Raw genomic sequence first — 25,560 nt, 5'->3', positions numbered from 1 at the left:
AATGATCACATCTAGCAAACACTTTTTAGCAACGCTCTTTCTTTTTAGTGCGCTGGCCGTTAACAACTGCACAGCAGAAGAGCTACCTATCCGATTACAAGTAGCGCTAATGTCAAAAATTGTCGCTATGGAGCACAACTTGGCAACAAAACAAAAAATTTCTATATTTGTCTTAGGTGCCCCTAAAGTATTTGAACTATTACAACAAGATATTGGTTTTCAAATGGGTAATAGTAAATTGGTTGCGGTCGATCAAGGAGATAGGCCGCCTGAAAAACAATATGATGTTATTTATATTGGCGCTTTTGCTGAAAACAAACAGGCAATGGCGTACGCTAAGCGCTATAACGTAATGTCACTTTACCCGAAAATTGCAGGTAAAACGCAAATAGGTTCATTAGGTTTAGGAATAAAATCAGGTAAACCCACTTTTTATTTGGATCTGGAACAATCTGAAGCAGAAAATCTCCACTGGAATGCTAAAATAATAAAACTGGCACAATTAAAATAGTGGATGTTAAGCCGTAATATGACACCTAATTTTGCTAATATTATTAGCTTTTCACCCTATAAATAGAGGACCATTTGTGAAGTACCTCTTATTATTTATTGGCTTGCTCTACTATCACGTTAATGTATTAGCGCAAGAAACGATTAACTGGTACCACCCCAATTTTCCTCCGGCAAATTTTGTTGAAGGATTAATGGAAGGGCTAGGTCATAATGATCAAGCAGAAAAATTTATCGCCAGTCATATGCCTAACTACAACCACAACTACATAACCGCCAGTTATCAAAGGATCATTCACAATTTAAAATTCAATCAAGGCTGCTCGGTTGGTATCTCAAAAAACCCTGAACGAGAAAAAAAACTGTTCTTTTCTATTCCATATTTATTAACCTTTCCAAATGGCGTGATCATTAAAGAAGAACAATTTAAGCAATTTTCTCGATACCTGGAAAAGAATGGCACTATTTCTGTCAAGCGCCTGTTAAATGATGAACGTCTTATCGCTGGTATAGCTGATGGCAGAAAATATCAAAGCTTTATTGATATGGAATTAGAGCGTCACAGATCTAAAGATAATATTATGGTACGCAGTAGTACTGATGTTTTCTCCGGGCTATTACAAATGCTGGACAGAGAAAGAATTGATTATATCTTTGGTTTTCCTGAAGAATTAGCGTACCACACCTCATTAGGAGTGTTAGAAAACAAAATGCAATTTATCCCGATCAGTGAAATGCCGCGTTTTTTAACCAGTTATGTGGTGTGCAGTAAAACTCGTTCAGGTCAAAAAGCGATTGATGAAATCAACCTGGTCTTAACCAAATATCGTACTACTCCAGAGTTTTTGCGTTTCTACGAATTCTGGTTAGATTTTGACTCGAAAAAACGCCATAAGAGAATCAGCTTAACAGAGTTATCTTCCAGTGTTAAAAAAGCGCCTCTACGCTAGCAAAAAAAACGATTGCCTTTGTCACAATAATCGCTTTTTAATAATTAAATTATAAAATCAAAGAGTTAAAATGTTTATGTATTGCAGCATGCTTGTTTATAAAACCTTTTGCCAGAACAGTGCTTTACCCATTTTAGGATCTAATTCATAACCATCAAAGCCAGCAAGCACAGTGAATTTACCCGTGTGATCTGACTCATAGTCAAAATAAACACCGTAAACCCGTTCACCTTGTGGGTAATTGACGGGGACTTTATTATTAAATTCTTGCCACAACGCTGGAATTTTCCCATTATCTGGCGACATTTACACAGCATTATCGGTGCGAGTTGAAAAGCCATAAACAGTTGTTTCATTGACGTTTTTTAATTCCATAATCACTTCCTTTTAAATAGCATAGATTTAATAATAAATTTAGCATCGTCGTATCTATCACTAAACTGAATAACACTATAAATATCTATTGCTGCTATGCAGACTTTTCGATATTACGTCTATAATTAAGTGATTAACTAAGTCATCCTATGCCTGAGGTAAAGCATGCAACAAAATTATTTTACCGCTAATGTAAAATACTGGCTATGTTTTCTCTTAATGTTGCTTACCTTCCCCTGCTATAGCGAGCCAAAGCAGTTAAAAATAGCTGTTCCCGAGGATGGATACGCGCCTTTTATTATTATTAATAACGAGCAAATTACCGGGATATTAATCGAGCCCTTACAACTAGCGGCAGCCAATATAGGTATAGAATTAACTTATGTTTATGCCCCTGAAAAACGCTCTCAGCTAATGCTTGATATTCATGACGTCGACGCACGAATGGAATCTAAGGTCTGGGTGAGTGAACCTGAAAACTACTGGTGGAGTGAACCAATCACTGTGTTAGACGATATATTTGTTTATCACAAACAATCTAAAACCGATTTTGAAACCGAACAGGCATTAGCCGGAGCAGAACTGGTGGTACATTTAGGATATGTTTACCCAACACTTCAGCCATTAATTGACGCAAACGTTATTCACAGAGCTGATTTTTCCTCAGAATTTGCCATGTTACAAAGTTTATCTCGGGCAACGCCAGACATAAAACGAGTTGCGGTGATGAATAAAGATGTTGCACTTTGGCTGATTAATTCCACGCCAAAGTTTCAAAATACCTTTCTTTTTTCCAAATACGTTGTCGCCTCTGCGCCATTACAATTTCAATTTGCTAAGCGACCTGAGCTTAAGAATTTAATTGATAATCTTAATAAAGAATTAGTCCAGCTTAAACAAACTGGCACTATAGAAAAAATATCGGCAAAAACACTGTCATTTATATCAAAAGAATAAATAACCTAGCAAAAATTGAACACTAAACTGCGTGCTAAATCACTTATGCAGGCTCTGCCAAATCTAGTAAAAAATAAAGATTATTCTGCCGTTGACCGCTGACTAAATCATGTAAGCTATATTTTTCAAGAGACACAAAGAATTGCTCCATTGCCTCAGCAAACATTTGTTTTAATTGGCATGCTGGCGTGATAACACATTGATTATCACTACCAAAGCATTCTACCAAAGTAGACCCTTGTTCAAGACTTCTGACCAACTCACCAATATTAATCTCAGCTGGCGAGCGGTTTAAGCGAATCCCGCCGTTTTTCCCTCGAGTTGCAGTTAAATAGCCGTTAGCATTTAACTCTTGTACTACCTTCATTAAATGATTTTTTGAGATTTTATAGCGTTCGGCAACATCTTTTATTGTGACTATCTCCCGCGTGTCTATCGCCAGATAAATTAACACTCGCAACGAATAATCGGTAAAACGCGTAATATTCATATAACGTTGATCACCATCAAGTTAAACATGCATTTATTTTGCATCTTAAAAAACCCAATGTAAAATCGCTAAAAAGATGCGTATGAAATACATCTTTATTTTTTTAGCGATTTCAGGAGTCATAGATGTCTTACCTCAACTGGCCAGTGAGTAAAATTGCAGCCGAAGTACCGGGAGCCTCGAATATATTTTTTCAATATAAGGTGAATTTTTGCCGTGATAATGAGCAAACATTAGCACAAGCTTTAAGCCAACATAACCTAGAGCCAACAGAATTTATCTCAGAATTAATGGCACTTGAGCCAGACATTTCGACGACTGATTGGCAGGCACTAAATAACGACAAGCTCATCGAGCAAATTTTATTGCGCTTTCATCAAGTACATCGTCAGCAATTGAGTGAGTTACAAGCACTCGCACAACAAGTGGAAAACGTACACAGCGACCATCCTTTGTGCCCTAAAGGACTTGCTAAGCATTTACATGATATCGCCATTGAACTTGAACAGCATATGCAAAAAGAAGAAATGATCCTTTTTCCCATGCTGGCACAAAATGCCAATGCGGCTGTATTTGGTCCTATCAGTGTGATGAAAGCAGAACATCACGATCACTTTAGTGAAATAGAAAAAATCTACCAACTTTGTCATACATTGCTCCCTCATCAAGGGGCCTGTAATACCTGGCAAAGTTTGTATCAAGGATTACAGCAATTTATCAGCGATCTCAATTTACATATCCATATCGAAAACAATATTTTGTTTAAACGTGCACAGTGTTAACACGGGAGAACACGATGAGAGAATATAAAAACTCTGGTGGGGGCTATTTATCATACTCGCCATCACCTTTTTCCATTCTCGGTTATTTTAGCACCGAAATTTACCGAGTCGCTTCCCCAATACCACAAGCATTTATCTCAGATAAAAATGTTGTACTCACCACCGAAGAAGTCAAATAGTCAGCTGGCTTTTATCCTATAACCTCAAGGGCGGGTTTCACACTCGCCCTTTTAACAGCATATTTTGGAAATCTGCTAGAAATATTTTGAAATAGTTTACCCCTCGCTTAGCCTTGTAGCACTAGAGTTCACCAGTTATCCTATGATTTACTTTAATTTTTTACTGCTACTCAAACAGATATGCAATTAATAATAAAAACAATGCTCGCATTGATCTTCTGCGGTTTAAGTTTCACTGGCTATTGGGTGTTTCAAAATTATCAGGCGGACTACAGCTCAGTGTTTATCGACAAAACGCTATATTCTTCTGTATTAGATGAAGAGCGAAAAATATTTATCCGTTTGCCTGAACATTACGATAAGAATAAAAGTTACCCTCTGGTTATTAAATCAGACGGTAATTTTAACTTAACTAGGTGGCATCAAACCATGAGTGAGTTTGCTTTAACCGGTAAAGCGCAAGACTCAATTATCGTCGCAATCCCCAACCTGTTTTGGGTGGATTCGCGCAACCGGGATCTAGTCCCCCCCTATGCCCGTAAAGACGTTAATATTGAGGCTCGTCCAGAAACAGAGAATGATTCCGAAATTTTCGGTAAGGCAGATTTATTTTTAGCCTTTATTGAAACAGAGCTTATCCCCTATCTTGAGCAAAATTATTCCATCAACGATAACCGATTATTAAGCGGATTTTCTGCCGGAGGAAGCTTTGTTTTATATACCATAGTGACTAAACCTGAGTTATTTAGCGGTTATTTTGCCTTTAGCCCAGCAGCCTGGTATGACAAATCTGTAGTCGTACAAGAGTTTGATAAAGCTATCGGGCAAACTTCAGGAAAACCAACCTTTATTTACCTCAGTTTAGGCGCAGAGGAAAATGAAATTATTACCGGCTCATTTAAAGGTTTACTCAATGTGCTTGAGCATAAAGCACCTGATAACCTCTCATGGGCATACAGCTATAGTGAAGGTGCGGGCCATGTTGATAATCCGTATATATCACTGCCGAAAGCATTAAACGAATACTATCGCTTTCGGGCAAAAAATCATCTTACCGGTCACAATCGTCAAGTTAGCCCGCAATATAATAAGCTCAAAATTTAAGGAAACATTATGCCAATCAAAGAAATAGCAAGTTGGCAATGGAATGGATATGCGAAATTCCATCAATCACGTATTAATTTGCTAATCCATATCGTTGCCGTACCAATATTTATTTTTGCTGTCATAATATTCTTGCTCGCGCTCGTTAAGTGGGATCTTTTATCACTAGTGATTGCCGCAATGCTAATAGGCTTATCCATTGGTGTACAAGGTATAGGCCACAATAAAGAACAATTACCAGTAGAACCGTTTACCGGTGCGAAGAATGCTGTCACACGGATAATTTTAGAGCAACTTTATACATTCCCGAAATTTGTCTTAACCGGTGGTTGGTATGCTGCCTATCGCAATAACTAACAAGCTCGCAATTTGAACAAGTTGGCGCACCTGTTAACTTGTTCAAATTTAATAATATCCACTAGCCTAGCTTTATTCTCTCCTAAATTGATAGCACCGGAACAACACTTTTTCACTTTAGCTGATCGCTCACATCCCATTGATAAAATCTAGCTAAGCACATTTATCAATGCTCAACCACACACTGACAATTTAATTAGAGATAAAAGCAATTTAAATAATTCAACAAAACATAATATATCAACAACAATATACAACCACCTTTCCATCAAGCTATAAACAGTAGAATAAAAGCTTATCTTTAGCGCCATCTTATTAGTACAAAAAAAGCGCTATTTGATAATTAGAGTTAAAACAGTTAGACTTGTAACTAAATAACCTTAAGGGAGGAAGTTATGTCAGCACATGACAGTGCATCTGATTTTATTTGTTTTTATTTGATTTTAGCTGTGGGGTACCTTTTCGCACTATGTGATAAGCTTTTTAACATCAAAACCAACTCTTCATCTAACTAAATTAATAACTAACGCTTAGCTTGCGTCGTTGGTTAAGCGTTAGTTATTAACTCCTATTTTACTCAATACTATAAAGATTACTCATATGCTCAACTATGAAACTTTTTCTATTCTGTTGTATTTTACACTACTGATTTTTATTGGTGTTTATGCAATGAAAAAATCAACCGCCAATAACAATGAATACTTACTTGGCGGCCGAAATGTCAGTGCTAAAGTAACGGCACTTTCTGCCGGTGCATCTGATATGAGTGGCTGGATGCTCATGGGGTTACCAGGTGCAGCCTATCTTGGAGGCTTAAACAGTATTTGGTTAGCGCTAGGCTTAGTGATAGGTGCTTATATTAATTATCAGTTTGTCGCACCTAAACTTCGAGTGTTTACGGAGGTTGCCAACGACGCCTTAACCATTCCAGAATTCTTTTCTAAACGCTTTGCCTTAGAAGCAGGTTCAATTCGCCTGATTTCATCAATCATAATTATCTGCTTTTTCACTGTTTATACAGCTTCGGGGTTAGTAGCTGGTGGGAAATTATTTCAATCAGCATTTGGTTTTGACTATAACCTAGGGGTTATTTTAACGGTTAGTGTAGTGGTTATTTATACTGTACTCGGCGGTTTTTTAGCCGTAAGTTTAAGTGACTTTATTCAAGGAGTGATCATGTTGATCGCTCTAGTTGCGGTGCCCTATGTTGCCTTTGGCGAACTCAACTTCACTGAGCAGTCATTAGAGCTTAGCAGTTACTTCAATTTTGACATAGAGCTAGTCGCTGCTTTAGGCCTGATGACCTGGGGGTTAGGTTATTTTGGCCAGCCTCATATTATTGTCCGTTTTATGGCAATTAATTGTCATACTAATCTAGGTAAAGCAAAACATATCGGTATCGGCTGGATGACGATATCTATTATTGGCGCACTTGCTACAGGCATAATAGGTGCTGCTTATATTGCACAGAGCACTACAGTGTTAAACGATCCTGAAACGATATTTGTCCACTTATCACAAACCCTATTTCACCCTATGATTGCCGGCTGGTTGCTCGCAGCAATCTTAGCAGCAATTATGAGTACGATTTCATCGCAGTTACTGGTGTCTTCAAGTTCATTGGTTGAAGATATTTATAAGGTATTTGGTTCCAAGCAAGATTCAAAGAATTCCCTCCTTATCAGCCGATTATGTGTTGCACTAGTAGCGATTATCGCCTCTGCAATCGCCATGAGTAATACTGGCAGTGTGTTAAAATTAGTTGCTCATGCCTGGGCAGGTTTTGGCGCAGCGTTCGGACCGCTTGTACTATTTAGTTTATGGTGGAAAAAACTGACCCACCAAGGTGCGGTTGCAGGCGTTACTGTTGGTGCACTCACCGTGATGATTTGGACGTATGTGCCGATATTAGCTGACGGTGCAACGTTAAGCTCACTATTTTATGAACTATTACCGGGTTTTCTCGCAAGTTCTCTGGCTATTATTGCGGTCAGTTTGACAACCAGCGCTCCTCAATCACAAGCACTAGATTGGTTCGAATTAACGCATGATAAAGTCAACGCCAGCTAACCATATGCCCAAACTAGATAAAGTAGCTAGCTTGGGCTCAATATTTTGAATATGTCGGTGGTAATACATGACGAATGTTATAGGGCTAGCGACATTTAAGCGTAACGGTATTACTCTAGGAAATTAGTGTCGATTCAGTCATAGAAGTTAGAAAGCTAATGATGATATAAACGACTAACCTAACCCAGTGTAGCCTCACAACGTTATTAATAGTATTAGTTAGCTCGGTTACCATTAAGCTTTCCTACTACTAGCTCATAAATACTCTTATTCAATATAGGTTAAGGCCAGCACAAGTATTACCTTTTACGCTCAAATGTTTTCAATTTGCTAACGCTTTGATATATAAATCAGGTTTATTAAGCTGCATCATGATCTCGGGGTTTTCAACGCCTGTGAAGCCAAACTTTTTATACAACCCGTGAGCATCACGCGTGCACAGCATAAAGCGTCGCAATCCCTGTAAGTCTGGATGCTGAAGTAAAAAATCTATTAATGTAGTACCTAACCCTCGTTGTTCATACTCGGATAATACAAAAACATCAGCAAGGTAAGCAAATGTCGCTTTATCTGTGGTCACCCGGGCAAAACCAATCTGCTGCTGATTAAGATAAAGTCCAAAACATAATGAATTTGCTATCGCCTTAGCAACCAGTATTTCAGAAATTCCGGCTGACCAGTAGCACTGAGTCAAATAGCCGTGAATAACACTAAGCTCCAGTTTGCTTTTATCATCAGAAAGTAAAAAATTGACCCCTTGGCGATTAACCATTTTTTCCATATCAACACCTGCTACTTAACAATCAGAAAAATGCTGGCAACAATTGCTAATGCCAGTGTAAAATTAAACATTTTCCAGTGCCCTGGGCTTTTCAACACTCGTCGCATGGCCACGCCACAGCATACCCAAAACACACTACCGACTAAGCCTGTCAGGCTCCAGGCGACCATCACCATCAACACTGAGTAGAAATAGTCATCACCGACAAGGGTAAAAGCAGACAAACAGCTCAACCCGGTCATCCAGGTTTTAGGGTTAATAAATTGAAAGCCTGCACCATGCCAAAAACCCAGCGGACGCGTCTGGCTCTGGCTATCTAGTTCCGGGGTAGCCAACGCTATTTTCGCTGCCAGATACAAAAGATAACCGATACACAATACTTTAAGTCCTTGCTGTGCATTTGGGTAATGAGTAAATAAAGCCCCAAGCCCTAGACTTAGCAGCAATACCAATAACAAGTTTCCGAAACGAATACCCAACAAAAAGGGCATACTGGCACGAAAGCCAAAACGGGCGCCATTAGCCGAAAGCAGCATATTATTGGGACCCGGAGTAGAAGTTGCTGTGATTGTGAAAACCGTTAAAGGTAACAATAATGCCATCAGTTGTTCATTCATAATAAATCCTTGCAATTAAAAATTGTATGCATACAATTAAAAACAAAACAGTATCAATAGACCTGATTGATATGATATTTAATTAAATTTGTTACACAAGGATTTTATTGTCACCATGACAATTTGGACACCAAGATTAAAAAGTGATCAACCCAAGTATTTAGCATTGGCGCAGGCAATAGCCGACGCCATAGAAAACGGTGAATTAGCACTAGATGAAAAGTTGCCACCTCAGCGACGGTTGGCCGACGCACTATCGGTCACCATAGGCACCATTACTAGAGCATATAGTGAGGCCGAACGCAGAGGCTTAGTGGTTGCTCGTGTCGGTAGTGGCACCTATGTCAAATCAGCACAGGAAATTTACCCTGCTATTAAACAATGGAACCAAGATATTCCAGGGAAAATAGATTTAAGGGCCGCATTTGCGCCTCCTGGCCCACAAATTCAAATGCTCAGTGATGCCATGACCGCAATGACAGCGAACCCGCAACTGCTAGCAAATTTGCTCTGTTATGCTCCCGAACTTGGTCACAGTAATCATAGAGAAAGTTTCAAACGCTGGTTAACTGGTGAGCCGGTAACACTCACTAACTGTGACTTTTTACTCACTCATGGCGGTCAACATGCCATCAGTGTATCTGTGAATGCTCTTTGCCGGGAAGGTGACGTTATTTTAACCGAAGAACTGGTATTTCCAGGCATACTGGCCGCCGCGCAAGATCGACGAGTCAAGGTTGTCCCTATTACCATGGATGAGCAAGGCATTATACCTCAAAGCGTTCTTCAAGCATGCCAACGCCATAAGCCAAAACTGCTCTATCTAACGCCAAATAGCCAAAACCCTTGCGGCAGTCAATTATCGATTGAGCGACGCCAAGCCTTAGTGGATATTTGTCGTCAGTATAATGTCATCATTCTCGAAGATGATGTGCAATTTCTTGCCCGACATGCCAAACCATTAAGCATACAGCAATTAGCGCCAGAGCTTTGTATTTACTTCACCAGTTTTTCTAAGCGTTTTGACGGTGCCATGCGCTTAGGCACGCTAGTCACACCAAAGGCATTGTACGATAAAATCCGATTGTCATTACGTGCTTCCTCATGGACCAACTCCCCTCTTTTGATCCACTGCCTATGCCAATGGATGGACAATGGTGAGCTGGCCGAACTAGAACACTGGTTAACACAAGAGATGCACGCCAGACAGGCAATAGCAAAAGAGCACTTAGCTCCCTGGTTAACCGTTAGCCAAGCAAGCAGCTTTAATTTATGGCTCAAGTTACCAACGGGGTGGTTAAGTCATGAATTCGTTGCTCAGGCAATGGATAACGGGGTATTAGTGCGCAGCGCTGATGATTACCGCGTTGGCCATCAAGTGCCGTCCCCTGCTGTTCGCCTCTGCTTAAGTCGCCCATCGAACCGGGAACAATTGTCCCAAGCATTAACGGTACTAAAAAATATTTTAGAGCAAGGGCCATCTTTGAAAGACGCATTGATTTAACCCTTTATTGACAAGCAAAGTCAGGAAAACATCAACTAACAAGCAGCAATATGCTTACGAGTTTCATGCTGAATTGGCGTAATAAGCGATAACCATATAGGTTTAAAGTAATTAGCTAAAAGTAAAATTTTTTAACCAAACCGCTCTATGACCTTAACTGCCATTAACAAACCTGACTGCTGCTCAATGCTTTAGGTAACCAATTATTAAGCTCAGCCAACAGCGCACTTGAGCTCAGTTGTGCTTTCTTAGCTACTTGATACCAAAATTCATTGTTGAGTGATTGTTGATTTTGCTGCGCAGATTGTAACGCCGTCAGTACTGCAGCTTGCCAAGGCTTAAGCAAAGCAATACTAACGCGATAACGATGACGATAAACCAACAAAGTTTGTTGGCAAATTTCAGGCACTTTTGGTTTTTCATACGCTGTACCATGCGTTTTATCTTCGGCTAAATAATTATCCGCACTCATTATATAATTGAACAGATCATAACCGACGCTGACTATCAAGCTCGTTGCCGGCAATTGAATACTTGGCCAACTCAGTGGCACTATCTCAGTTATTGATGAATATTGTTTAAGTTCTTCACAACCGGCATTACGTAGCGCACAGGAACGTGCTCTTTCCACCTCCGCCAACTGTTGCGGCAAGGTTAAATAGCGCGCAACATTGTCCGGCACTTGTTGCGAACTAGGGCAAGTTGTGGCAAGAAAGTCGGCAAAGTCGGCGCCAAGCTCGTACAAACTGTAATGGCTCGAAGGTCGACGTTGCAAATAGCCAAAAACAAACATAGAAAATAATGTTTCCCCTAGATATAAATGCAATGCAGGAAACTCGGCTTGCATGCATTCTAGCAACCTCAAACGATAGCCTTGCTGATAAACGAATAAGCGGGAAGTCGCCGGAAAATGCTCACTGTCTTGAACATATGGGTTAGCGTGAGATTCAAGCGCATTACCGCTTAACATCATTTGCAAAAACCAGTGTTGCTGACGGGCTAAGTTTGTTTCACTCATTATTGTTCAACCGGTAATTCAGGTACTGTGACAGTCAACTGCTGCGCTAGCGGTGTCGATATTGGCAGTGCGTCTGTGGCGGTAACGATGGGATCACGGTGTGGAATACTCCCTTTAAGCACCTGTTTGGCTAAATTCAACTCTGCCACTAATTCCGGGAAGGCAGGAATGTCAGCATCCCATTCCAATAGCGTTGAAATAGGTCTATTACATGCATTAATTAACGCCGCATAAAGCTGCCAAACGTTGCTATGCACGGGTTTATCATGCGTATCAATCAAATATTCCCCCATATCTGTTGCGCCGGCCAAATGGCACTGCACCACTGCCGATAACGGTAGTCCATTTAAATACTCAAAGGCATCAAAGCCATGATTAATACTGCTAACATAAATATTGTTAACATCGACCAATAATTGGCAACCTGTGCTGGCAACCAGTTGCGATAAAAATTCCCATTCCTGGTATTCATTTTGTTTAAAACTCATATAGGTACTGGGGTTTTCAAGTACCAACGGCCGTTGTAGAAGTTCTTGCACTTGGTGAATACGCGCCGTAACATGCACTAAGCTTTCATTCGTAAGCGGCATAGGCAAAAGATCATGACTATTTACACTCTGCAGCCCAGTCCAGCACAAGTGATCAGAAACCAGTGCTGGCGCCAGTTCTTGCTCCAGCTTTTTGAGTTTTGTTAGGTAACTGATATTGATTGGATCAGTCGAACCAATCGACATTGACACACCGTGCAAAACAATCGGATAGTGTTCTCGCAGGCGGAAAAGTAAGCGCCGAGCATAACCTTGATGGTCGAGTATGTTTTCAGTAATGGCTTCAAACCAGTCAACGCCGGTTTGTTCCGGTAATATATTTTGAGCTAACCAAGTGAAATGGCAAGCGCGCAGGCCAACACCATAGCCGAGTGACGTTTTCGTCAGATCAATTTGTGACATAGTTATCCTTTTTATTATTGCCTTCCATCCTAACAACACCCGCCTATTGAACTATAGCTCAATAGGCGGTAATACTGATTGTTATGATAATTAGGTTGATGGTGGAAAGGCTAATCGCAGATCAGAAGGTTTAGGTTTTTCACCCGGTTCCAACCCTTGGTACTCCATCACTTTGCTATAGGCTTGCCAAGCAATATCATAAACTGCGTCACCGGTTTTAAAGGTGACTCCTTCACCGGAAAGCTGCTCAGGCTCTTTATTTGGCCTTAATTGATAAAGTGGCATCAAACCGCCATCAGGATATAACTGAGAAGCAGAAATTGGCACGGCACAGCCACCCAAGCCACCACAGGCATTATCGGCTGGCGGTGAATAAAGCGTCGGTTGACCACAACCCGCCTGAGCATTCGAATTCTGACTAGTGGTAGCAGCAAGCGCCCGACACCCCGAACCTCCGCCTTGTGTTTTCTGAACAAAGCCACAGCCCCCTTCAGCCTTGCAATTGTTAGAGCCGCGACAGGTATGAAATACTTCTTTTGACGCACAGCTATTGCCAGTATCTTTCGGCCCAGGGTCCAGCGCCATTGCTTGGCAAGCGTGGTAGAGGTAATCCCGTTCTTTTTCAGGTTGACGCTCATACTCACCTAAAGATAAGTCAGGGGCCTTACCAAATACTGCCCAACAGATTGAAACCCGATCGCCAGAACCAGACATGGATGGGAAAGGAAAATCAATTTTTTCATTTTGCCAATAGTCGTTAAGTACAGTGGTGATCCCTGCGATGGCACCAGCAGCGACGCGACTCATTTCCGGCCAATTTTCTTTGCTGTTTTGCTTTAAGTTATTAAGCGCTGTTGCAACATCATCAGCGCTCGGTAACACAGCTTTGTTAGGGTTGTCGACATATTGCGGTGTTTCTAGTTTATTGGCAGTCCACTTATTTACCGGATCACTGTGCCAATCGGCCCACGTGGTGATCTCTCCAGACTCAAGTAAGCCTTTAACTTGTTGAAAGCGATCATAATGATCAACTACACCACCGAAGAAACGCGCATGGGCACTGGCTGACATCGGCAAGGGCTCACCATCTTCATTATATTGCTGATAATCGGTTTGTAGCGCCTGAAAGCTTGGTTGATAATGCGGATTAACCGGCGCTCCAACTAACCCTGGCGGTGCCACAGACTCAGGTTCAACTTTCATGGTTGCGCCTTCACCTTGGTCAGTGATGGCATTCATTAACTGAAAAATTTGCTGTTTTGCCTCATTCGGATCTGTTTCTGTGATCGTGGTTTTCATGCGAGGAAACTCAGCCATAGGATGACCAGCTTCTTCAGTATTAAATAAATCTCGCTGTAAGGCATTAGGACTAAAAACATGGTCAAACAGTCTAGTACCGTCGGCATAGCTAATATTGAGGTAGGCTGCTAAGCATTCATACATAGTGGCTATGGTACCAAACTGAGGTAAATCGACTTCGGTCGAATCAAGGTTCCAATGTTCAAACGGTACCGCCCCATCAACACCATTTTCCTGAGTCGCTATATACTTGTGTTGAGCGTCCTTCTTAATGCGGCTTGCCAGTACATCAGATGGCTCCTCAATCAGCAAAAATAAATTGATACTATTGCTATCTATACCGCCTAATGCAACTTTTACCCCGCTGTATACCGGGTCGGCCAGATCAGTTAAATCCAGAATATGAGGAATTGTCGTTTTGTCCGGGCCATAACAAGTCCAACCATTATGCTGATTAACTAGCATCGGCGAGGTAAACGTAGGCGGTGCTGCCTGTGTTTTTTCCAGCGTAGGTGATCCAGGCCCCAAAATCATACCTTTTTTGTAATAAGCCTTGCTGAGCGAGTTGTAGATATTCGCCGCCATTTGTAGGTGTAACATTTCTTGAATAAACACGCTGAACACCAGATTACACGCTTGTTCATTCGCCGTTTGAGGGTTCGGGTTAGGCGAGATTCCCGGCCAGCGCCGACCATAATATAATCCTTTGTAACTCTCATTATTCTGTTCGTCTGCTGGACGTGCTTCGGTAATGCTATGCATCCCTTGAATCGAATACATGCTAGTCATATATAAAGGGATAGTAAAAAGCTCGACATTGATGGCAGCCTGTGCCAAACACACAACTGCGTTTACATCGGCGGGTAAATGCGTAATATCGCGGTTTGATAGTTTACTGTTGTGTTCAAGATGCAATCCGGCTAATCGTTGAAAATCCATAATCTTTCCTTTGCCTTGTTGTTAAAATTCCTGCTTCCTGCTCAAAATCGCTTAGTGAATAAGCTGAACATTCAATTTTAAAGCGTATTAGAAATTTCAATAACCGCAAGGAAAGTAAGGTATTTTTTATCAAACCTTAATTAACCATTTGATTTTTAATCAAAAACCAAATGATTTAGATGGGTACTTATTAACTTTATCTAATTTAGGTGTGGTGATAATCGTTATAATATTCAGCGACATAAAGAAAGTAAGCAACAGCAGAGTAATAGATAATATTACTACTCTGCTAATTGCTTTATCACTGAGACTCATCAGAAACGATTACTGCCAATTCACCTGAACTTCTGTGACACCGCTCACCGGCGAAGTAAAGCTATGGTTACTGCCATTTTCCCAAGTCACATTCGTGCCATCAGACTTAATAAACTTATATTCGATTGCCTTATTAGCTGGCACACTGACATCAAAATACCAGCTAGGATAAGAATACATCACCTGATTGTACAATGGTCCAATAGCCTTGGCAGTATCCCAGTTGCCTAATGCATCCTGATTTCCCACCAAGTAAACATTTTGCCCCCAGTCGGTGCCGGCATCATGAATAACAAAACGAACGGTAACCTGAGGAGCATCAAGCACTTCAAAACTATCGTAGCTATTGCTGGCATTATTACTACTATCAACAACTTTAATATCGTATTGCCCAGCAGCAACTTGTGGTACATTGACTACAATTTGACTGTCTTCCCAGGAAACTACCGTTGCCTGTTGGCTGCCAAACATCACCTGACCCATTTGACCACCAAAACCTCTGCCATCTAGTGTCACTTGCTGACCAGTACGCGCCATCATGGGTCCAACGTGACCTAAATTAACGCTGTTGGTTGGTGCTGTATATTGCCAAACCCCAACTTCCCCTGCCGATAAGGTAATAGCAGACACACTCTTGTCAGCGGCAACCGTTATAGACTCACCATTTAATAAACCGGATAACACATCTGTATAAGTGCCGGCCGGCATATCTGTGTATAATCCATTAAGTGAAAAACTGGTAGTTTCACTGCGGTTAATCGCCACTAGTACTACATTGTCACCGAACTGACGTTCATAAACATAAACATCATCATTTAGCCAGCGCTGCTCGGTATCACCGTAAGCAAGTGCTGGGTTAGTTTTACGCAATGGCGCCAAAGCCTTAATCAATTGATAAGCCGTGGTAGTGCGATCAAACGACGTCATTTTTCCTCGGTTATTTGGATCGCCATAACCAGTCATATACTGTTCGCTGCCATAATAAATCGCCGGCACACCTCGGGCAGTTAGTGCAAATGCCAACGCTTGCTCTAACTCACGTTGATTGGCGGTAGGCTCATGGAATCTGTCCATATCATGGTTATCGATAAAAGTGACCTGATCGATGACTTCGTTATAGGCACTATCGGTGTCGGCAATCATGGCATGTAAATCAGACATGGTCTCAGTACGATTTCTAAATACCTGACGCGCCTTTTGGGCAAAACGAAAATCCAACAAGCTCATACCACTTTCGTTGGCAAATTCATGGTTTGCTGGATCAACCTCACCTTCACTTAAAAACCATTCGCCAAAAGAAAATACTGACTGATGAGCATAAATGCTATCCATCCATTTTTTTTGCCAGTGCTGCGGCATATGTTTCACAGCATCAACCCGAATACCGTCAATACCTTTATCCAACCACAGCTGAATTGCATCAGTTAAATATGCATCTAACGTCGTGTTTTGATGATTAAAATCGGCTAAATCAAACAAGTTACGGTAGATACCATCTTCAATGGTAGAAAAGTCAGTACCGCCATTATGATGAAAAACCTTATCGGTATCATTAGTATAGGCAGCCACTAATACCCCATTATCATATAATTTACCGTTTTCGGCATAACTGGTATCTGATTCAGACGCTGGTGAAGTGTGGTTAGGCGCAAAATCAATAATCACCTTAATGCCCTTGCTATGCGCGGTTTGAATCAGGTTATCAAAATCAGCAAAACTACCAAAAAATGGATTAGTGCGTTTAAAATCCCGCGCCCAATAGCCATGATAAGCGGTACTGCCAGCAGTATCATTTAATACCGAATAAATATTCTCTACCGGTTGAGATATCCATAATGCCGATATCCCCATTTCGCTAAAATAGCCATCGTTGAGCTTATCAATAATGCCTTGCCAATCACCACCACAGTATTTTTTCAAATTTGCACAACTGCTATCGTACAAAGCACCTGATGGGTTATTGCTGGTATCACCGTCAACAAAACGATCGGTAACTATCTGGTAAACGACATCAGTTCCATAATTGATTTTATTATTAACTGAGGTATCCGCTTCGGCTGATGCCTGAAAGCTAAGCACGGTTGACATCATAGCGGCTAAATAGCCGAGGGTATTTTTTTTCATTTTGCTGCCTTTGGTTATTGTAATAATTGCAGGGTTCTTTGTTAGTTAGCCAGTTATGCACAAAAATCAAACTAACGGTTTAAATATGTAACAGAGAACCCTGAAACTAAGCAATGAACTGCATACGTATTCAGCAATAAAAACACATGTTTCATGGCCTATGATGCTGATAAGGAAGGGTAGAAATAATGATTAGCTATATAGAGCCCCCTCGGAGTACATCCTAAAATCCTTGGTCATTTTCGTGATCGAGTGTAGCACCAGGTCGGGATTTGCCGTCATCACAGATGCCGACTTAAACCTTTGTAGCCCATGCAGGTTGTTTTGTATTTTTTGCGCATTAATCGAACTTCGCAATTTTGCTAACTGCTGATAAGAGGAAGCACTGGCCATAGTCGAGACATGGTCTGGATTGTTTGCTTTTTCAGTCTTATGTGTTGTTACTTGTTCATCAGGCGCTATATTTTCCAGCTCCTTATTTTTCTCTAGCAACTGGCTAATATCTTCATTAAGCTGTATGTCTGCACTAATGGTAATCACATTAGCATTGTCGACATCATCATTGACTGCCTGTAAATCAATTTTACGTTCGCTGATTTTCTCAATTGACCTTGTATAAAGATAACTACAGACAATTTGATCTTTTTTATTTCTTTTTCAGGTAGGTAAAAACTATGAGCAAGTGAAATAAGCAAAACAAAAGGCATGCGGTAATATGTTCTTTTTTAATCAAAGCTGATATCGGTCTATTATTTTCTAAGATATAAAGCCATCAAAATCAGCTTTTATTTATTCGATAACTACCAAGGATAATTAGTGCTTATCACTTCCCATTAATAACCAGGAAAATAATAACTATTGAGAATTTTAGTTATGCAACCAATCCATGATAGAGAGTTTACTTCCACCTTAATAAGGCAGAAACCTATCTGGCAATAAAAATAGAATAAAGTTCAGTTTTTTAGGTTTTTATTCCGATAAGTAAACTAGATGAATTGACAAATAATTGAAAGGCTTAGGTACAAAAACCTGCATCAATACAGGTTTATGTAATAGCAACGCCATAGATTTAAATTTTAAAAGTATTCAATTTATTAATGTCGATATATCAGGCGATAAAACCTTATTGTCATAAGCGCTAATTTACTAATCAAAACTGATATCTGACTTTCACCAAGAAATTATCCCCCTGTCTTTCATCCCAACCTTGGCGAAAGAGCGAATTAAATGAATCCGTTTCTGCTAACAGCGCACTACCCCCCCGGCTATAAACCAGATAAATATTGGAAAGCGGCGCAATTTCATAGCGGTACCTGAGCTGGATAGCGGTATCCGAAAGGCTAAAATCATCGAGTACGTTTTGTGAAGAAATTAGCCGGCCATCACCGTCAACCTCATAGCTAGCCTGAGCTGTTGCGTTTAATGCAAGCCATTCAAATTTAAACGAGAGTTCCTGCTTATCATCTATGGCGGCATTAAAATTAAGACGTGTTAAAAACTGCTTTCTTGAATAGCCAATAATTTCATTCGCTTGCTGCCAGATCAGCCAATTATCGGCGTCAGTGTACCATCCGCCAAAATCAACAGAATAATTATCATTAAAGAAATAGGTCGAGTGTAGATGTGCCGTGTAACCTTTACCCCGAACCGACTGGTTATAAATACTAGCATTGAGATGATAGCTGAATTGACTTTGGTTCGCGCCATAATAGAGTAATTCCAATTGATGACCGTCATCTTTTGCCAACACATTGTTCCCTCGTGTCAGCAAGTCATCGTGACCGCCGTTATCAAGAGTTAACTTTGCCATAATACTGCTACTGTCTTTGTACGACCAGGTATTGGCAATATTCATCGTTGTGGCGATATTTAGACCCTCTGTATTTTCCTGGTGCTCTACCTCAAAATTAATCATGTATTCTTTGAGCTGACTCTCTGCCGTTACAATTGGCTTTTTCCAGCTATTGACATAATTTGCTGAGACCAAGTCATTTCGCGGTAGGTAGCCCAAATCATTCACTTCTAATTGGTCGCCGTAATAACTGAACTGCATGGTTTGCGTCCAGTTATTATTAAGCTGATGTTCCAGTTTAAGCCAACTGGCCGAATCGTTTTTATCTTCAGTGTTGATGTTTATTTGTGATTGAATCACCTGACCACTGAGCTTAATGTCCTTATTAAAATCATAACTATAGTCAACCGAATTTACCGTCGCCGTTCTATTAATGTCAGGCCTGTCTGTATAGTTAAGCAAATAGCCCAGGCTGTAATCACTTTGTTTAGTAATCGCTCGAGCCGTGTAAAAGCGACGTCCTTTTGCCTGCCCATCACTGTCTTCTATTGCCGAGAAAAAACCATAGTGAACCTTATCTCCTACGCTGGTAAATTTTACAGCACCGTTTAAATCCGCATCAATACTGTTGCCAACATCAGGTTTCGCACCAATTCTGCGGGTGTGCACCAGGCGTAACGACTCTGTTCCTCGAACGTCGAATAGGCCCTGATTTTCGGTAAAAAATGGCCGATTTTCAGAAAAAAACGTTTCTGTAGGTGAAAAATTAACAACCAGCTCGTCACTTTCCACATGGCCGAAATCAGGGTTAAATGCCAGGCTTAATTGCTTATTGCTTGTCGGCTTCCAAAAAAGATCCAGCCCTATATCCATCGATGATTCATTATTGACCATATCTCGCCGAATCGAAGCGTAGCCAAAGGTTTGCAATGAGGAGGTGGAATGATCATCGATAACCACCTGAGTAAAATCAGACATAAATCGCTGGCGATTGTATTTGATTGGCGCATTAGCATAAGTTTTAGCAAGGTGGGCAACATGTCTTGAAACATACAAGCCAACTTTTCTTTTTGACTCACTCACACTGGCCATAGGGGCAACATCCCAAGGAATATGAATTTCACTATACCAATGCTCATCGTCAGACGAGGTTTGCGAATACCAAACACCATTCCATTCGTAGCTATAATCATTTTCGTTGCGATAAATACCATCTTCAATAGACCCACCGTTCGCTACGGTAAAGCTATAAGCATTCAGTGCGCTATGATCAAAATCCAATACGATATTATTGTAGTCGGCGTCCATATGCGCATCTCGGGCGGTTCGTTTGCTTCGCTGCACCGACTTAGGTTGATGATTAACTATGGCGATATATATGCCACTGTCATCGCTATAGAGCTTAACTTCAGTTTTATAATCCGGCGTAGTAAGAGAAAACGGTGTGACCGTGGTAAAGTTTTCAGCTGCTTTTATCTGTTGCCACTCGATGTCGTCAAGCTTTCCATCGACGACGATTGCATTGACCTGAAAACAAATCTGCAATGCGAAAATAAAAATAATGTTCGGGATGAATTTCAACTTTAATTACCTGTTTTATGGGAGTCGATAATTAAAGATGAGCGCCGCAGTAAATTCGTCGCAGCGCTGGTAATTAAACTTCAATAAACCTGAAAATTATTCTGCCGGTTCGCCAAACAAGAGAATTTGTTTGGCAATATTATCTCCATAACTATTTTTATGGTGTTGAAGGGCTAAAGTGCTGAAAAATAGCAGCCGCAGTTAATCAGTATTTTTTTTCGGGTTGCCGCTCACTTTAAATTCATACCCGGGAGAGTAGATACTTTTAATCGTGTCTTTCCCCTGCTTTAGCACGCCTTTTTGTTCAAACGTTATCTTAACCGCATCACCACTTTTCAGCTTTTTGATTTCGGCAGAAAACAACTGATAAGCTTGCTCAGCTTCCATTTTATCTAGCTTAACACCATTAATTTCTGTTAACAGGTCGCCGGATTTTAATCCAATATTATACGCCGCGGTATGTGGTGAAACGCAGTTAATACGAATACCGTCTGAAGTTCCTTCGCCACACGCACCAAAATGGATTAATTCATGCCCGGGATGACTCAGGGTATACTCATTTTCACCCGTTAACTTAAGCAGTTTACTGGCAAGAAATTCAAGTTCATCACGTAGTAGCTTAATTTGCTCTTGTTGCTCTTTGCTCAGTTGCTCTTGTTCGGCAAGCACTCGTGGGCTACTCGCAATAATGACAACAACCAAACTAGCAATGGCAATATTTACTAATTTCATAATACATCTCTTCGTTCGTGATTTTGCCTGAATACAGGCTCAGAGGAATAAACCGCGTGCATATCGTAAAGGTGCTCGACTCGCGACTGCCATAAACTTTTCTGCTGAACTAAATTTTGTTGTAATTGTGTTTCCACTAACCGACGGTCCAACATCATCAACTGCCATTGCATTTGTTCCAGTTTAAATTGCTGCGCAGCAGTTAAGTGCTGCTCACTCGGTTGATAATGAGCCAAAGTGTATTCAAGGGCACGAGATTCAGCCTGCAACCCCGATATTAAATCATCTTTTGACGATTCATTTAACGGAGTAAAACTTAATATCGCACTAAAACCTACGATCATTATTGATGCCGCCAACGCGTATATCGACCTAATTAATGGGGCAGATTCTCTATTTTTATATTCACTGGTGTATTGCTTGTGTGCTTTAACAATATCATCCCAACCGGTTTGAGACTGAACATCATTCGGTAGCTGACGTAACTGCTCGGCAATACCTTCAAGCTTTGCCAGCTCTGCTTTGCAAACAGCACAATGAGCTATATGGGCGCTGGCGAGTCCTAACTCCCCCTCTCTTGCAGCTAATAGCTCAGACATATTGGCATGCATCAACTCTTCTCCTTTTCCGCTTCATCGGTTACACCAAAACAACGGCTAAGACTCTTAAACGCTCTGGATAATATCGATTTAGAATAACTTTCACTTTTTCCCAGTAACTCGGCAATTTCTTGATGACTATAGCCCTCTACTTCTTTCAGCCAAATAACAATCCGACTCGCATCCGGCAATTCTGCCAACGTTTTTTCCAGCGTTGATTGAACCTGATACTGATGAATACCACAGCTTTGTGTCGCTCCCTGCGTACCTAACTCAATGACATTATCAAAGTCCTCCATGCTATCAAATGCGATAAAGTCGGGTAACTTTTTGTTTTTTCTAAGCATCATTAATGACTCATTAACCGCTATTTTCCTCAGCCACATACCAAACGGCGCCTGACACTGAAAACCATCAATTCCTTTTATAACGTTAACAAAGGTGTTTTGCAGTACATCTTCAGCCAGTTCTTTCTGATTACAAAGTCTAAGCGCCAGATTAAATACCGGCGTTGAAAATTGGATAAATAACTTTTCATGAGCACTCAGATCTCCCCTCTGAGCTCTAGTGATCACAGAGGGTTCTATTGACTGCTGAAAAGGCGAATTATTATGCTGCATACAGTTAAAGATGCCAGCTTCGCTTAAAACGTCGCATAGTATTAAATATTTTTTTAACTCACGCTAAAAAACAGCTGGGTAGAAGTTACTACACCTGTGAGTGTGCAACAATAACCACTAGCAAGACTTTTTTGAGGGCTTGACTTAATTAAAAGGGGTAGAAACAAAAAAAACTGCATCGGCAGGTTTCTGTTTCTCTTCAGTAAGAGAATGGTACCGGAGGACGGACTTGAACCGTCACGCTCGAAAGCAACGGATTTTGAATTGAAGGGTTGTAGTATCTAACTCAATATTAACAAATTGTTCTGCGCAACTAAATCAGGACACTTTTCTTAAGGAACTTTGTTCATACTCCACTGGCGATAGAGCACCATTAGCTGTATGAAGCCGTTCTAAGTTGTAATAGCGCATATACGCAGTTACATCATTTCTCATATGATTACGAGTCGGTTGTGGCACTTTTAGTAACCAGTCATGTTTTAGGCTGCCGAAGAATCGTTCAACAACCGCATTATCCCAACACGCACCAACATCGCCCATACTGGATCTGATACCATAATTTGTCAGTAAATGACGATATCGCTTACTGGTATATTGTGAACCTCTATCTGAGTGAAACACTAGCCCCTTTGGTGGTTGGCGTAAGTTATAGGCTTAATCATCGCCTTACTTACCAAATCAGTCGTCATGCGCTTATCAATATGCCAACCAACGATACGACGAGAATATAAGTCCATAACAATGGCTAGGTACATCCAACCTTCGCCAGTTCTAAGATAGGTCACATCACCAGCCCACACTTGATTTGGAGCGACAGGGTTAAAGTTCTGGTTCAACAAATTATCAGCAACAGCATCACTGTGCTTACGCTTAGTTGTTACCTTGTAGGCCACTCGTTGAGTAACCACTAAGCCAAGTGTTGCCATTAACTTTTGAACGCCATAATCACTGACATTAAAGCCCTCTCTGCGTAATTTCTTTCTAAGCTCACGATAACCCAAGCTATTTCTACTTTTCTCGAAGAAGTACTTTGCCTTTCGATATAAGTTCAGTTACTCTGCTGTGATGATTTTAGCTGGCCGCTTGAGCCAAGCGTAATACGCAGAGCGGCTGATATTCATAATCTGGCAGAGTTTAACTACTGGAAATGCAGAAGATAGCTGCTTTATCGTTTTGTACGTTACTTGGTTTCCTTTAGCAGGAGGGCGCTGGCCTTTTTTAATATCTCTTTTTCCATCCTTAGCTCTTTATTTTCCTTGCGTAACCTCAGCAGTTCAGCCCGCTCATAGGCATTTAAACTAGCACCTGATTGCTCTGCTTCAAGCTTGGCTTTCCAGTTATAAAGTAATTTATCCGTGATACCCAAAGATGCTGCGGCCTTCGGTACGCTGTAGCCTTGTTCGGTTACTAATGCGACGGCTTCTTGTTTAAATTCAGCCGTGTAACTTCTGTTTGTTCATTTTGTCATTTAACACCTCAATAATTGGATTATATTCCATTATTAAAGTGTCCTGTTTGATTAAAGCAGATCACAATTTTAAGTACGCTCAAAATATACATTTTCAAAACATTAGCTTATTTCAATAATGAAAAATTGAGAAAAGATATTGACATCTACATTGGTTGGCTGTTTTATAAACAAGTTGTTAATGGTTTTTAAATCAAGTGAATGAGGAATAACTTATGGAAATTAAAGTGACTAAGTACAAGAACCAAAGTGTCGATGGCGGAAGTGTAGGTAAATCTTCAGGCGGTGGAGGTTGCGGTGGAGGAAGCACAGGTGGTAACTCTTCAAATGGTAATTCATCGGCAAGTAATATTAATAAAGAAGAAAACTTTAGAACTGAAGAGTTTTTAGATAAATCTAGAGAACTTTATAAGTAAAGTTAGAATTATTTGTATGGCATTCCTTATAAGTAGCAGGGCTTGCCATTAACTAGGTTTTATTAATGGATTTATACGAAGATTATACACCAATACTGGCCTGTGGTTATTGGTTTGAAAATGGAGTATGGACTTTTAACACCCCCCATGGAATAGTGGAATTAAATTGCTCTAAAGCAACTCGTGCATTGAAGCAAATCCTTCCAAAATGCAATGGTCAAAATACTCTGAATAATGTACTGAATGTTGAAGTTCAATCAGAGTTAAAAGTACTAGAATTTCTTCAAAAATATAAAGTTATTGTAGATAAAACTGACCTTGGAAGCATATTTTCTGAATGGTCTAGAAATCCTCAAAAGCTATTTAGACCCCGCTCGTATCAAGATATAGATTCTCATGTTGCTAATATAGAAGTCCTTGATTACCAGTTGGAGGAGGCAATAAATATAGATTCTCTTGATTCTCCAAGTTATTTAGAAAGTTTGTTTTTATCACGCACTAGCCGAAGAGAACAGAGTTTGTGGCCCAAAGTTGATACACATATTCTGAAAATGTTGGTGAGTTGCTACGGTGTTTTAACTAAAGATAATAAAGTAAACTTATTAACATCGGGCGTTCCTTCTCCTGGCGGGTTATATCCATTAAAAATATTTATTTATATTCCATCAGACTTAAGTGTCTTGAAAACAGGATTTTATGAGTGGAGGCGCGTTACACAACAGTTAATCAAAATTAAATGTAATGACAAACTATGTCAGTCAAAAATGTTTAATGATGAGTCTATAAATGACGATAGTATTTCGGTTTTCGTTTTTGGGGACTACGAAAGGGTCAGATATAAATATGGAAACAAAGCTTTTGAGATGTTGTTCCTTGAAGCAGGTCATTTGATGCAATCATTTTATTTATATTGTGAAGATGTCAATCTTAAATTTTGTGAGTACTGTGGGTTTAATCCTGACTATTTTCTATCCAGTGTCATAAATCATAAAAATCTTATCCCCTTAATATCTGCACGAGTAGGCTCTTAA

Annotated in this window: 24 protein-coding genes and 1 pseudogene; 11 read left to right on the top strand and 14 right to left on the bottom strand. The window is 40.4% G+C overall.

Annotated features, from left to right (window positions below; all coding sequences use genetic code 11):
* The first annotated feature begins 1 nt into the window (after window position 1).
* Both QQK06_RS12905 and QQK06_RS12900 read left to right on the top strand, forming a co-directional pair.
* A complete protein-coding gene (locus QQK06_RS12905; protein ID WP_284245122.1) occupies window positions 2–511 on the top strand; it encodes a YfiR/HmsC family protein in 510 nt (169 codons plus the stop codon).
* 76 nt (window positions 512–587) lie between these two features.
* Window positions 588–1,460 (top strand): TIGR02285 family protein, encoded by an 873-nt coding sequence (locus tag QQK06_RS12900; RefSeq protein WP_284245121.1) that lies wholly within the window; start codon window positions 588–590, stop codon window positions 1,458–1,460.
* A 96-nt stretch (window positions 1,461–1,556) separates the two neighbouring features.
* Here the strand turns inward: QQK06_RS12900 and QQK06_RS12895 are convergent, their stop codons facing one another.
* Complete coding sequence (locus QQK06_RS12895; protein WP_284245120.1) at window positions 1,557–1,766, bottom strand: hypothetical protein; 210 nt, start codon at window positions 1,764–1,766, stop codon at window positions 1,557–1,559.
* A gap of 234 nt (window positions 1,767–2,000) precedes the next feature.
* Between QQK06_RS12895 and QQK06_RS12890 the strand changes: the two genes are divergently transcribed.
* Window positions 2,001–2,792: a substrate-binding periplasmic protein gene (locus QQK06_RS12890; protein ID WP_284245119.1), complete on the top strand. Its 792-nt coding sequence runs from the start codon at window positions 2,001–2,003 to the stop codon at window positions 2,790–2,792.
* A gap of 43 nt (window positions 2,793–2,835) precedes the next feature.
* Here the strand turns inward: QQK06_RS12890 and QQK06_RS12885 are convergent, their stop codons facing one another.
* Complete coding sequence (locus tag QQK06_RS12885) at window positions 2,836–3,282, bottom strand: RrF2 family transcriptional regulator (RefSeq protein WP_284245118.1); 447 nt, start codon at window positions 3,280–3,282, stop codon at window positions 2,836–2,838.
* A 125-nt stretch (window positions 3,283–3,407) separates the two neighbouring features.
* On the opposite strand from QQK06_RS12885, the gene QQK06_RS12880 reads away from it, so the two are divergent.
* From QQK06_RS12880 to putP, 5 genes are all read left to right on the top strand, one after another.
* The gene (locus QQK06_RS12880) at window positions 3,408–4,064 is read left to right on the top strand and encodes a DUF542 domain-containing protein (protein ID WP_284245117.1); all 657 of its coding nucleotides are present in this window, start codon (window positions 3,408–3,410) and stop codon (window positions 4,062–4,064) included.
* 14 nt (window positions 4,065–4,078) lie between these two features.
* The gene (locus QQK06_RS12875) at window positions 4,079–4,243 is read left to right on the top strand and encodes a hypothetical protein (RefSeq protein WP_284245116.1); all 165 of its coding nucleotides are present in this window, start codon (window positions 4,079–4,081) and stop codon (window positions 4,241–4,243) included.
* A 180-nt stretch (window positions 4,244–4,423) separates the two neighbouring features.
* A complete protein-coding gene (locus QQK06_RS12870) occupies window positions 4,424–5,347 on the top strand; it encodes an alpha/beta hydrolase (RefSeq protein ID WP_284245115.1) in 924 nt (307 codons plus the stop codon).
* 9 nt (window positions 5,348–5,356) lie between these two features.
* On the top strand, window positions 5,357–5,704 hold the full coding sequence (locus QQK06_RS12865; RefSeq protein ID WP_284245114.1) for an Mpo1-like protein: 348 nt from the start codon (window positions 5,357–5,359) through the stop codon (window positions 5,702–5,704).
* A 600-nt stretch (window positions 5,705–6,304) separates the two neighbouring features.
* Window positions 6,305–7,774, top strand: coding sequence for a sodium/proline symporter PutP (gene putP / locus QQK06_RS12860; protein ID WP_284245113.1), 1,470 nt, complete (start codon window positions 6,305–6,307; stop codon window positions 7,772–7,774).
* A gap of 322 nt (window positions 7,775–8,096) precedes the next feature.
* Here putP and QQK06_RS12855 read toward each other — a convergent pair whose 3' ends face one another.
* Window positions 8,097–8,555, bottom strand: coding sequence for a GNAT family N-acetyltransferase (locus tag QQK06_RS12855; RefSeq protein WP_284245112.1), 459 nt, complete (start codon window positions 8,553–8,555; stop codon window positions 8,097–8,099).
* Window positions 8,556–8,566: 11 nt separating this feature from the next.
* Window positions 8,567–9,172, bottom strand: coding sequence for a LysE family translocator (locus QQK06_RS12850; RefSeq protein WP_284245111.1), 606 nt, complete (start codon window positions 9,170–9,172; stop codon window positions 8,567–8,569).
* Window positions 9,173–9,287: 115 nt separating this feature from the next.
* Here QQK06_RS12850 and QQK06_RS12845 point away from each other — a divergent pair, with 115 nt between their 5' ends.
* On the top strand, window positions 9,288–10,676 hold the full coding sequence (locus QQK06_RS12845) for an aminotransferase-like domain-containing protein (protein ID WP_284245110.1): 1,389 nt from the start codon (window positions 9,288–9,290) through the stop codon (window positions 10,674–10,676).
* A gap of 163 nt (window positions 10,677–10,839) precedes the next feature.
* On the opposite strand, the gene QQK06_RS12840 is transcribed toward QQK06_RS12845, so the two are convergent.
* From QQK06_RS12840 to QQK06_RS12795, 10 genes and pseudogenes are all read right to left on the bottom strand, one after another.
* The gene (locus tag QQK06_RS12840) at window positions 10,840–11,694 is read right to left on the bottom strand and encodes an HvfC/BufC N-terminal domain-containing protein (protein WP_284245108.1); all 855 of its coding nucleotides are present in this window, start codon (window positions 11,692–11,694) and stop codon (window positions 10,840–10,842) included.
* Window positions 11,694–12,644 carry an MNIO family bufferin maturase gene (bufB, locus tag QQK06_RS12835; protein ID WP_284245107.1) on the bottom strand — a complete coding sequence of 317 codons (951 nt, stop codon included), beginning with the start codon at window positions 12,642–12,644 and terminating at the stop codon, window positions 11,694–11,696. Before bufB ends, QQK06_RS12840 begins: the two co-directional genes overlap by 1 nt.
* 90 nt (window positions 12,645–12,734) lie before the next feature.
* Window positions 12,735–14,882, bottom strand: coding sequence for a ferritin-like domain-containing protein (locus QQK06_RS12830; protein WP_284245106.1), 2,148 nt, complete (start codon window positions 14,880–14,882; stop codon window positions 12,735–12,737).
* 324 nt (window positions 14,883–15,206) lie between these two features.
* On the bottom strand, window positions 15,207–17,321 hold the full coding sequence (locus QQK06_RS12825; protein ID WP_284245105.1) for an alpha-amylase family glycosyl hydrolase: 2,115 nt from the start codon (window positions 17,319–17,321) through the stop codon (window positions 15,207–15,209).
* A 192-nt stretch (window positions 17,322–17,513) separates the two neighbouring features.
* Complete coding sequence (locus QQK06_RS12820; protein ID WP_284245104.1) at window positions 17,514–17,861, bottom strand: hypothetical protein; 348 nt, start codon at window positions 17,859–17,861, stop codon at window positions 17,514–17,516.
* Window positions 17,862–18,471: 610 nt separating this feature from the next.
* Window positions 18,472–20,694, bottom strand: a complete 2,223-nt coding sequence (locus QQK06_RS12815; RefSeq protein WP_284245103.1) for a DUF5916 domain-containing protein — start codon at window positions 20,692–20,694, stop codon at window positions 18,472–18,474.
* A gap of 201 nt (window positions 20,695–20,895) precedes the next feature.
* Window positions 20,896–21,426, bottom strand: coding sequence for a PDZ domain-containing protein (locus QQK06_RS12810; RefSeq protein ID WP_284245102.1), 531 nt, complete (start codon window positions 21,424–21,426; stop codon window positions 20,896–20,898).
* Window positions 21,423–22,040: a hypothetical protein gene (locus QQK06_RS12805; RefSeq protein ID WP_284245101.1), complete on the bottom strand. Its 618-nt coding sequence runs from the start codon at window positions 22,038–22,040 to the stop codon at window positions 21,423–21,425. The genes QQK06_RS12810 and QQK06_RS12805 overlap by 4 nt, the downstream gene beginning before the upstream one ends.
* Window positions 22,037–22,600, bottom strand: coding sequence for an RNA polymerase sigma factor (locus tag QQK06_RS12800; RefSeq protein ID WP_284245100.1), 564 nt, complete (start codon window positions 22,598–22,600; stop codon window positions 22,037–22,039). Before QQK06_RS12800 ends, QQK06_RS12805 begins: the two co-directional genes overlap by 4 nt.
* Before the next feature lie 363 nt (window positions 22,601–22,963).
* A pseudogene (locus tag QQK06_RS12795) lies at window positions 22,964–24,101 on the bottom strand (IS3 family transposase); the annotation flags it as partial.
* Window positions 24,102–24,328: 227 nt separating this feature from the next.
* Between QQK06_RS12795 and QQK06_RS12790 the strand changes: the two are divergent.
* Both QQK06_RS12790 and QQK06_RS12785 read left to right on the top strand, forming a co-directional pair.
* On the top strand, window positions 24,329–24,529 hold the full coding sequence (locus QQK06_RS12790; RefSeq protein ID WP_284245099.1) for a hypothetical protein: 201 nt from the start codon (window positions 24,329–24,331) through the stop codon (window positions 24,527–24,529).
* Between the two features lie 65 nt (window positions 24,530–24,594).
* Window positions 24,595–25,560: a SagB/ThcOx family dehydrogenase gene (locus QQK06_RS12785; protein ID WP_284245097.1), complete on the top strand. Its 966-nt coding sequence runs from the start codon at window positions 24,595–24,597 to the stop codon at window positions 25,558–25,560.

Source organism: Thalassotalea insulae (assembly GCF_030161395.1).
Taxonomy (GTDB): Bacteria; Pseudomonadota; Gammaproteobacteria; order Enterobacterales; family Alteromonadaceae; genus Thalassotalea_E; species Thalassotalea_E insulae.
The sequence above is the reverse complement of the archived record's forward strand: the minus strand, read 5'-3'. Positions and strand labels throughout refer to the sequence as shown.

What these genes read in the sequence shown, in the direction of transcription:
- QQK06_RS12905 (WP_284245122.1), top strand. Translation starts at nt 2, where the DNA reads ATGATCACATCTAGCAAACACTTTTTAGCAACGCTCTTTCTTTTTAGT.
- QQK06_RS12895 (WP_284245120.1), bottom strand. Translation starts at nt 1,766, where the DNA reads ATGTCGCCAGATAATGGGAAAATTCCAGCGTTGTGGCAAGAATTTAAT.
- QQK06_RS12890 (WP_284245119.1), top strand. Translation starts at nt 2,001, where the DNA reads ATGCAACAAAATTATTTTACCGCTAATGTAAAATACTGGCTATGTTTT.
- QQK06_RS12885 (WP_284245118.1), bottom strand. Translation starts at nt 3,282, where the DNA reads ATGAATATTACGCGTTTTACCGATTATTCGTTGCGAGTGTTAATTTAT.
- QQK06_RS12880 (WP_284245117.1), top strand. Translation starts at nt 3,408, where the DNA reads ATGTCTTACCTCAACTGGCCAGTGAGTAAAATTGCAGCCGAAGTACCG.
- QQK06_RS12875 (WP_284245116.1), top strand. Translation starts at nt 4,079, where the DNA reads ATGAGAGAATATAAAAACTCTGGTGGGGGCTATTTATCATACTCGCCA.
- QQK06_RS12870 (WP_284245115.1), top strand. Translation starts at nt 4,424, where the DNA reads ATGCAATTAATAATAAAAACAATGCTCGCATTGATCTTCTGCGGTTTA.
- QQK06_RS12865 (WP_284245114.1), top strand. Translation starts at nt 5,357, where the DNA reads ATGCCAATCAAAGAAATAGCAAGTTGGCAATGGAATGGATATGCGAAA.
- putP (WP_284245113.1), top strand. Translation starts at nt 6,305, where the DNA reads ATGCTCAACTATGAAACTTTTTCTATTCTGTTGTATTTTACACTACTG.
- QQK06_RS12855 (WP_284245112.1), bottom strand. Translation starts at nt 8,555, where the DNA reads ATGGAAAAAATGGTTAATCGCCAAGGGGTCAATTTTTTACTTTCTGAT.
- QQK06_RS12850 (WP_284245111.1), bottom strand. Translation starts at nt 9,172, where the DNA reads ATGAATGAACAACTGATGGCATTATTGTTACCTTTAACGGTTTTCACA.
- QQK06_RS12845 (WP_284245110.1), top strand. Translation starts at nt 9,288, where the DNA reads ATGACAATTTGGACACCAAGATTAAAAAGTGATCAACCCAAGTATTTA.
- QQK06_RS12840 (WP_284245108.1), bottom strand. Translation starts at nt 11,694, where the DNA reads ATGAGTGAAACAAACTTAGCCCGTCAGCAACACTGGTTTTTGCAAATG.
- bufB (WP_284245107.1), bottom strand. Translation starts at nt 12,644, where the DNA reads ATGTCACAAATTGATCTGACGAAAACGTCACTCGGCTATGGTGTTGGC.
- QQK06_RS12830 (WP_284245106.1), bottom strand. Translation starts at nt 14,882, where the DNA reads ATGGATTTTCAACGATTAGCCGGATTGCATCTTGAACACAACAGTAAA.
- QQK06_RS12825 (WP_284245105.1), bottom strand. Translation starts at nt 17,321, where the DNA reads ATGAAAAAAAATACCCTCGGCTATTTAGCCGCTATGATGTCAACCGTG.
- QQK06_RS12810 (WP_284245102.1), bottom strand. Translation starts at nt 21,426, where the DNA reads ATGAAATTAGTAAATATTGCCATTGCTAGTTTGGTTGTTGTCATTATT.
- QQK06_RS12790 (WP_284245099.1), top strand. Translation starts at nt 24,329, where the DNA reads ATGGAAATTAAAGTGACTAAGTACAAGAACCAAAGTGTCGATGGCGGA.
- QQK06_RS12785 (WP_284245097.1), top strand. Translation starts at nt 24,595, where the DNA reads ATGGATTTATACGAAGATTATACACCAATACTGGCCTGTGGTTATTGG.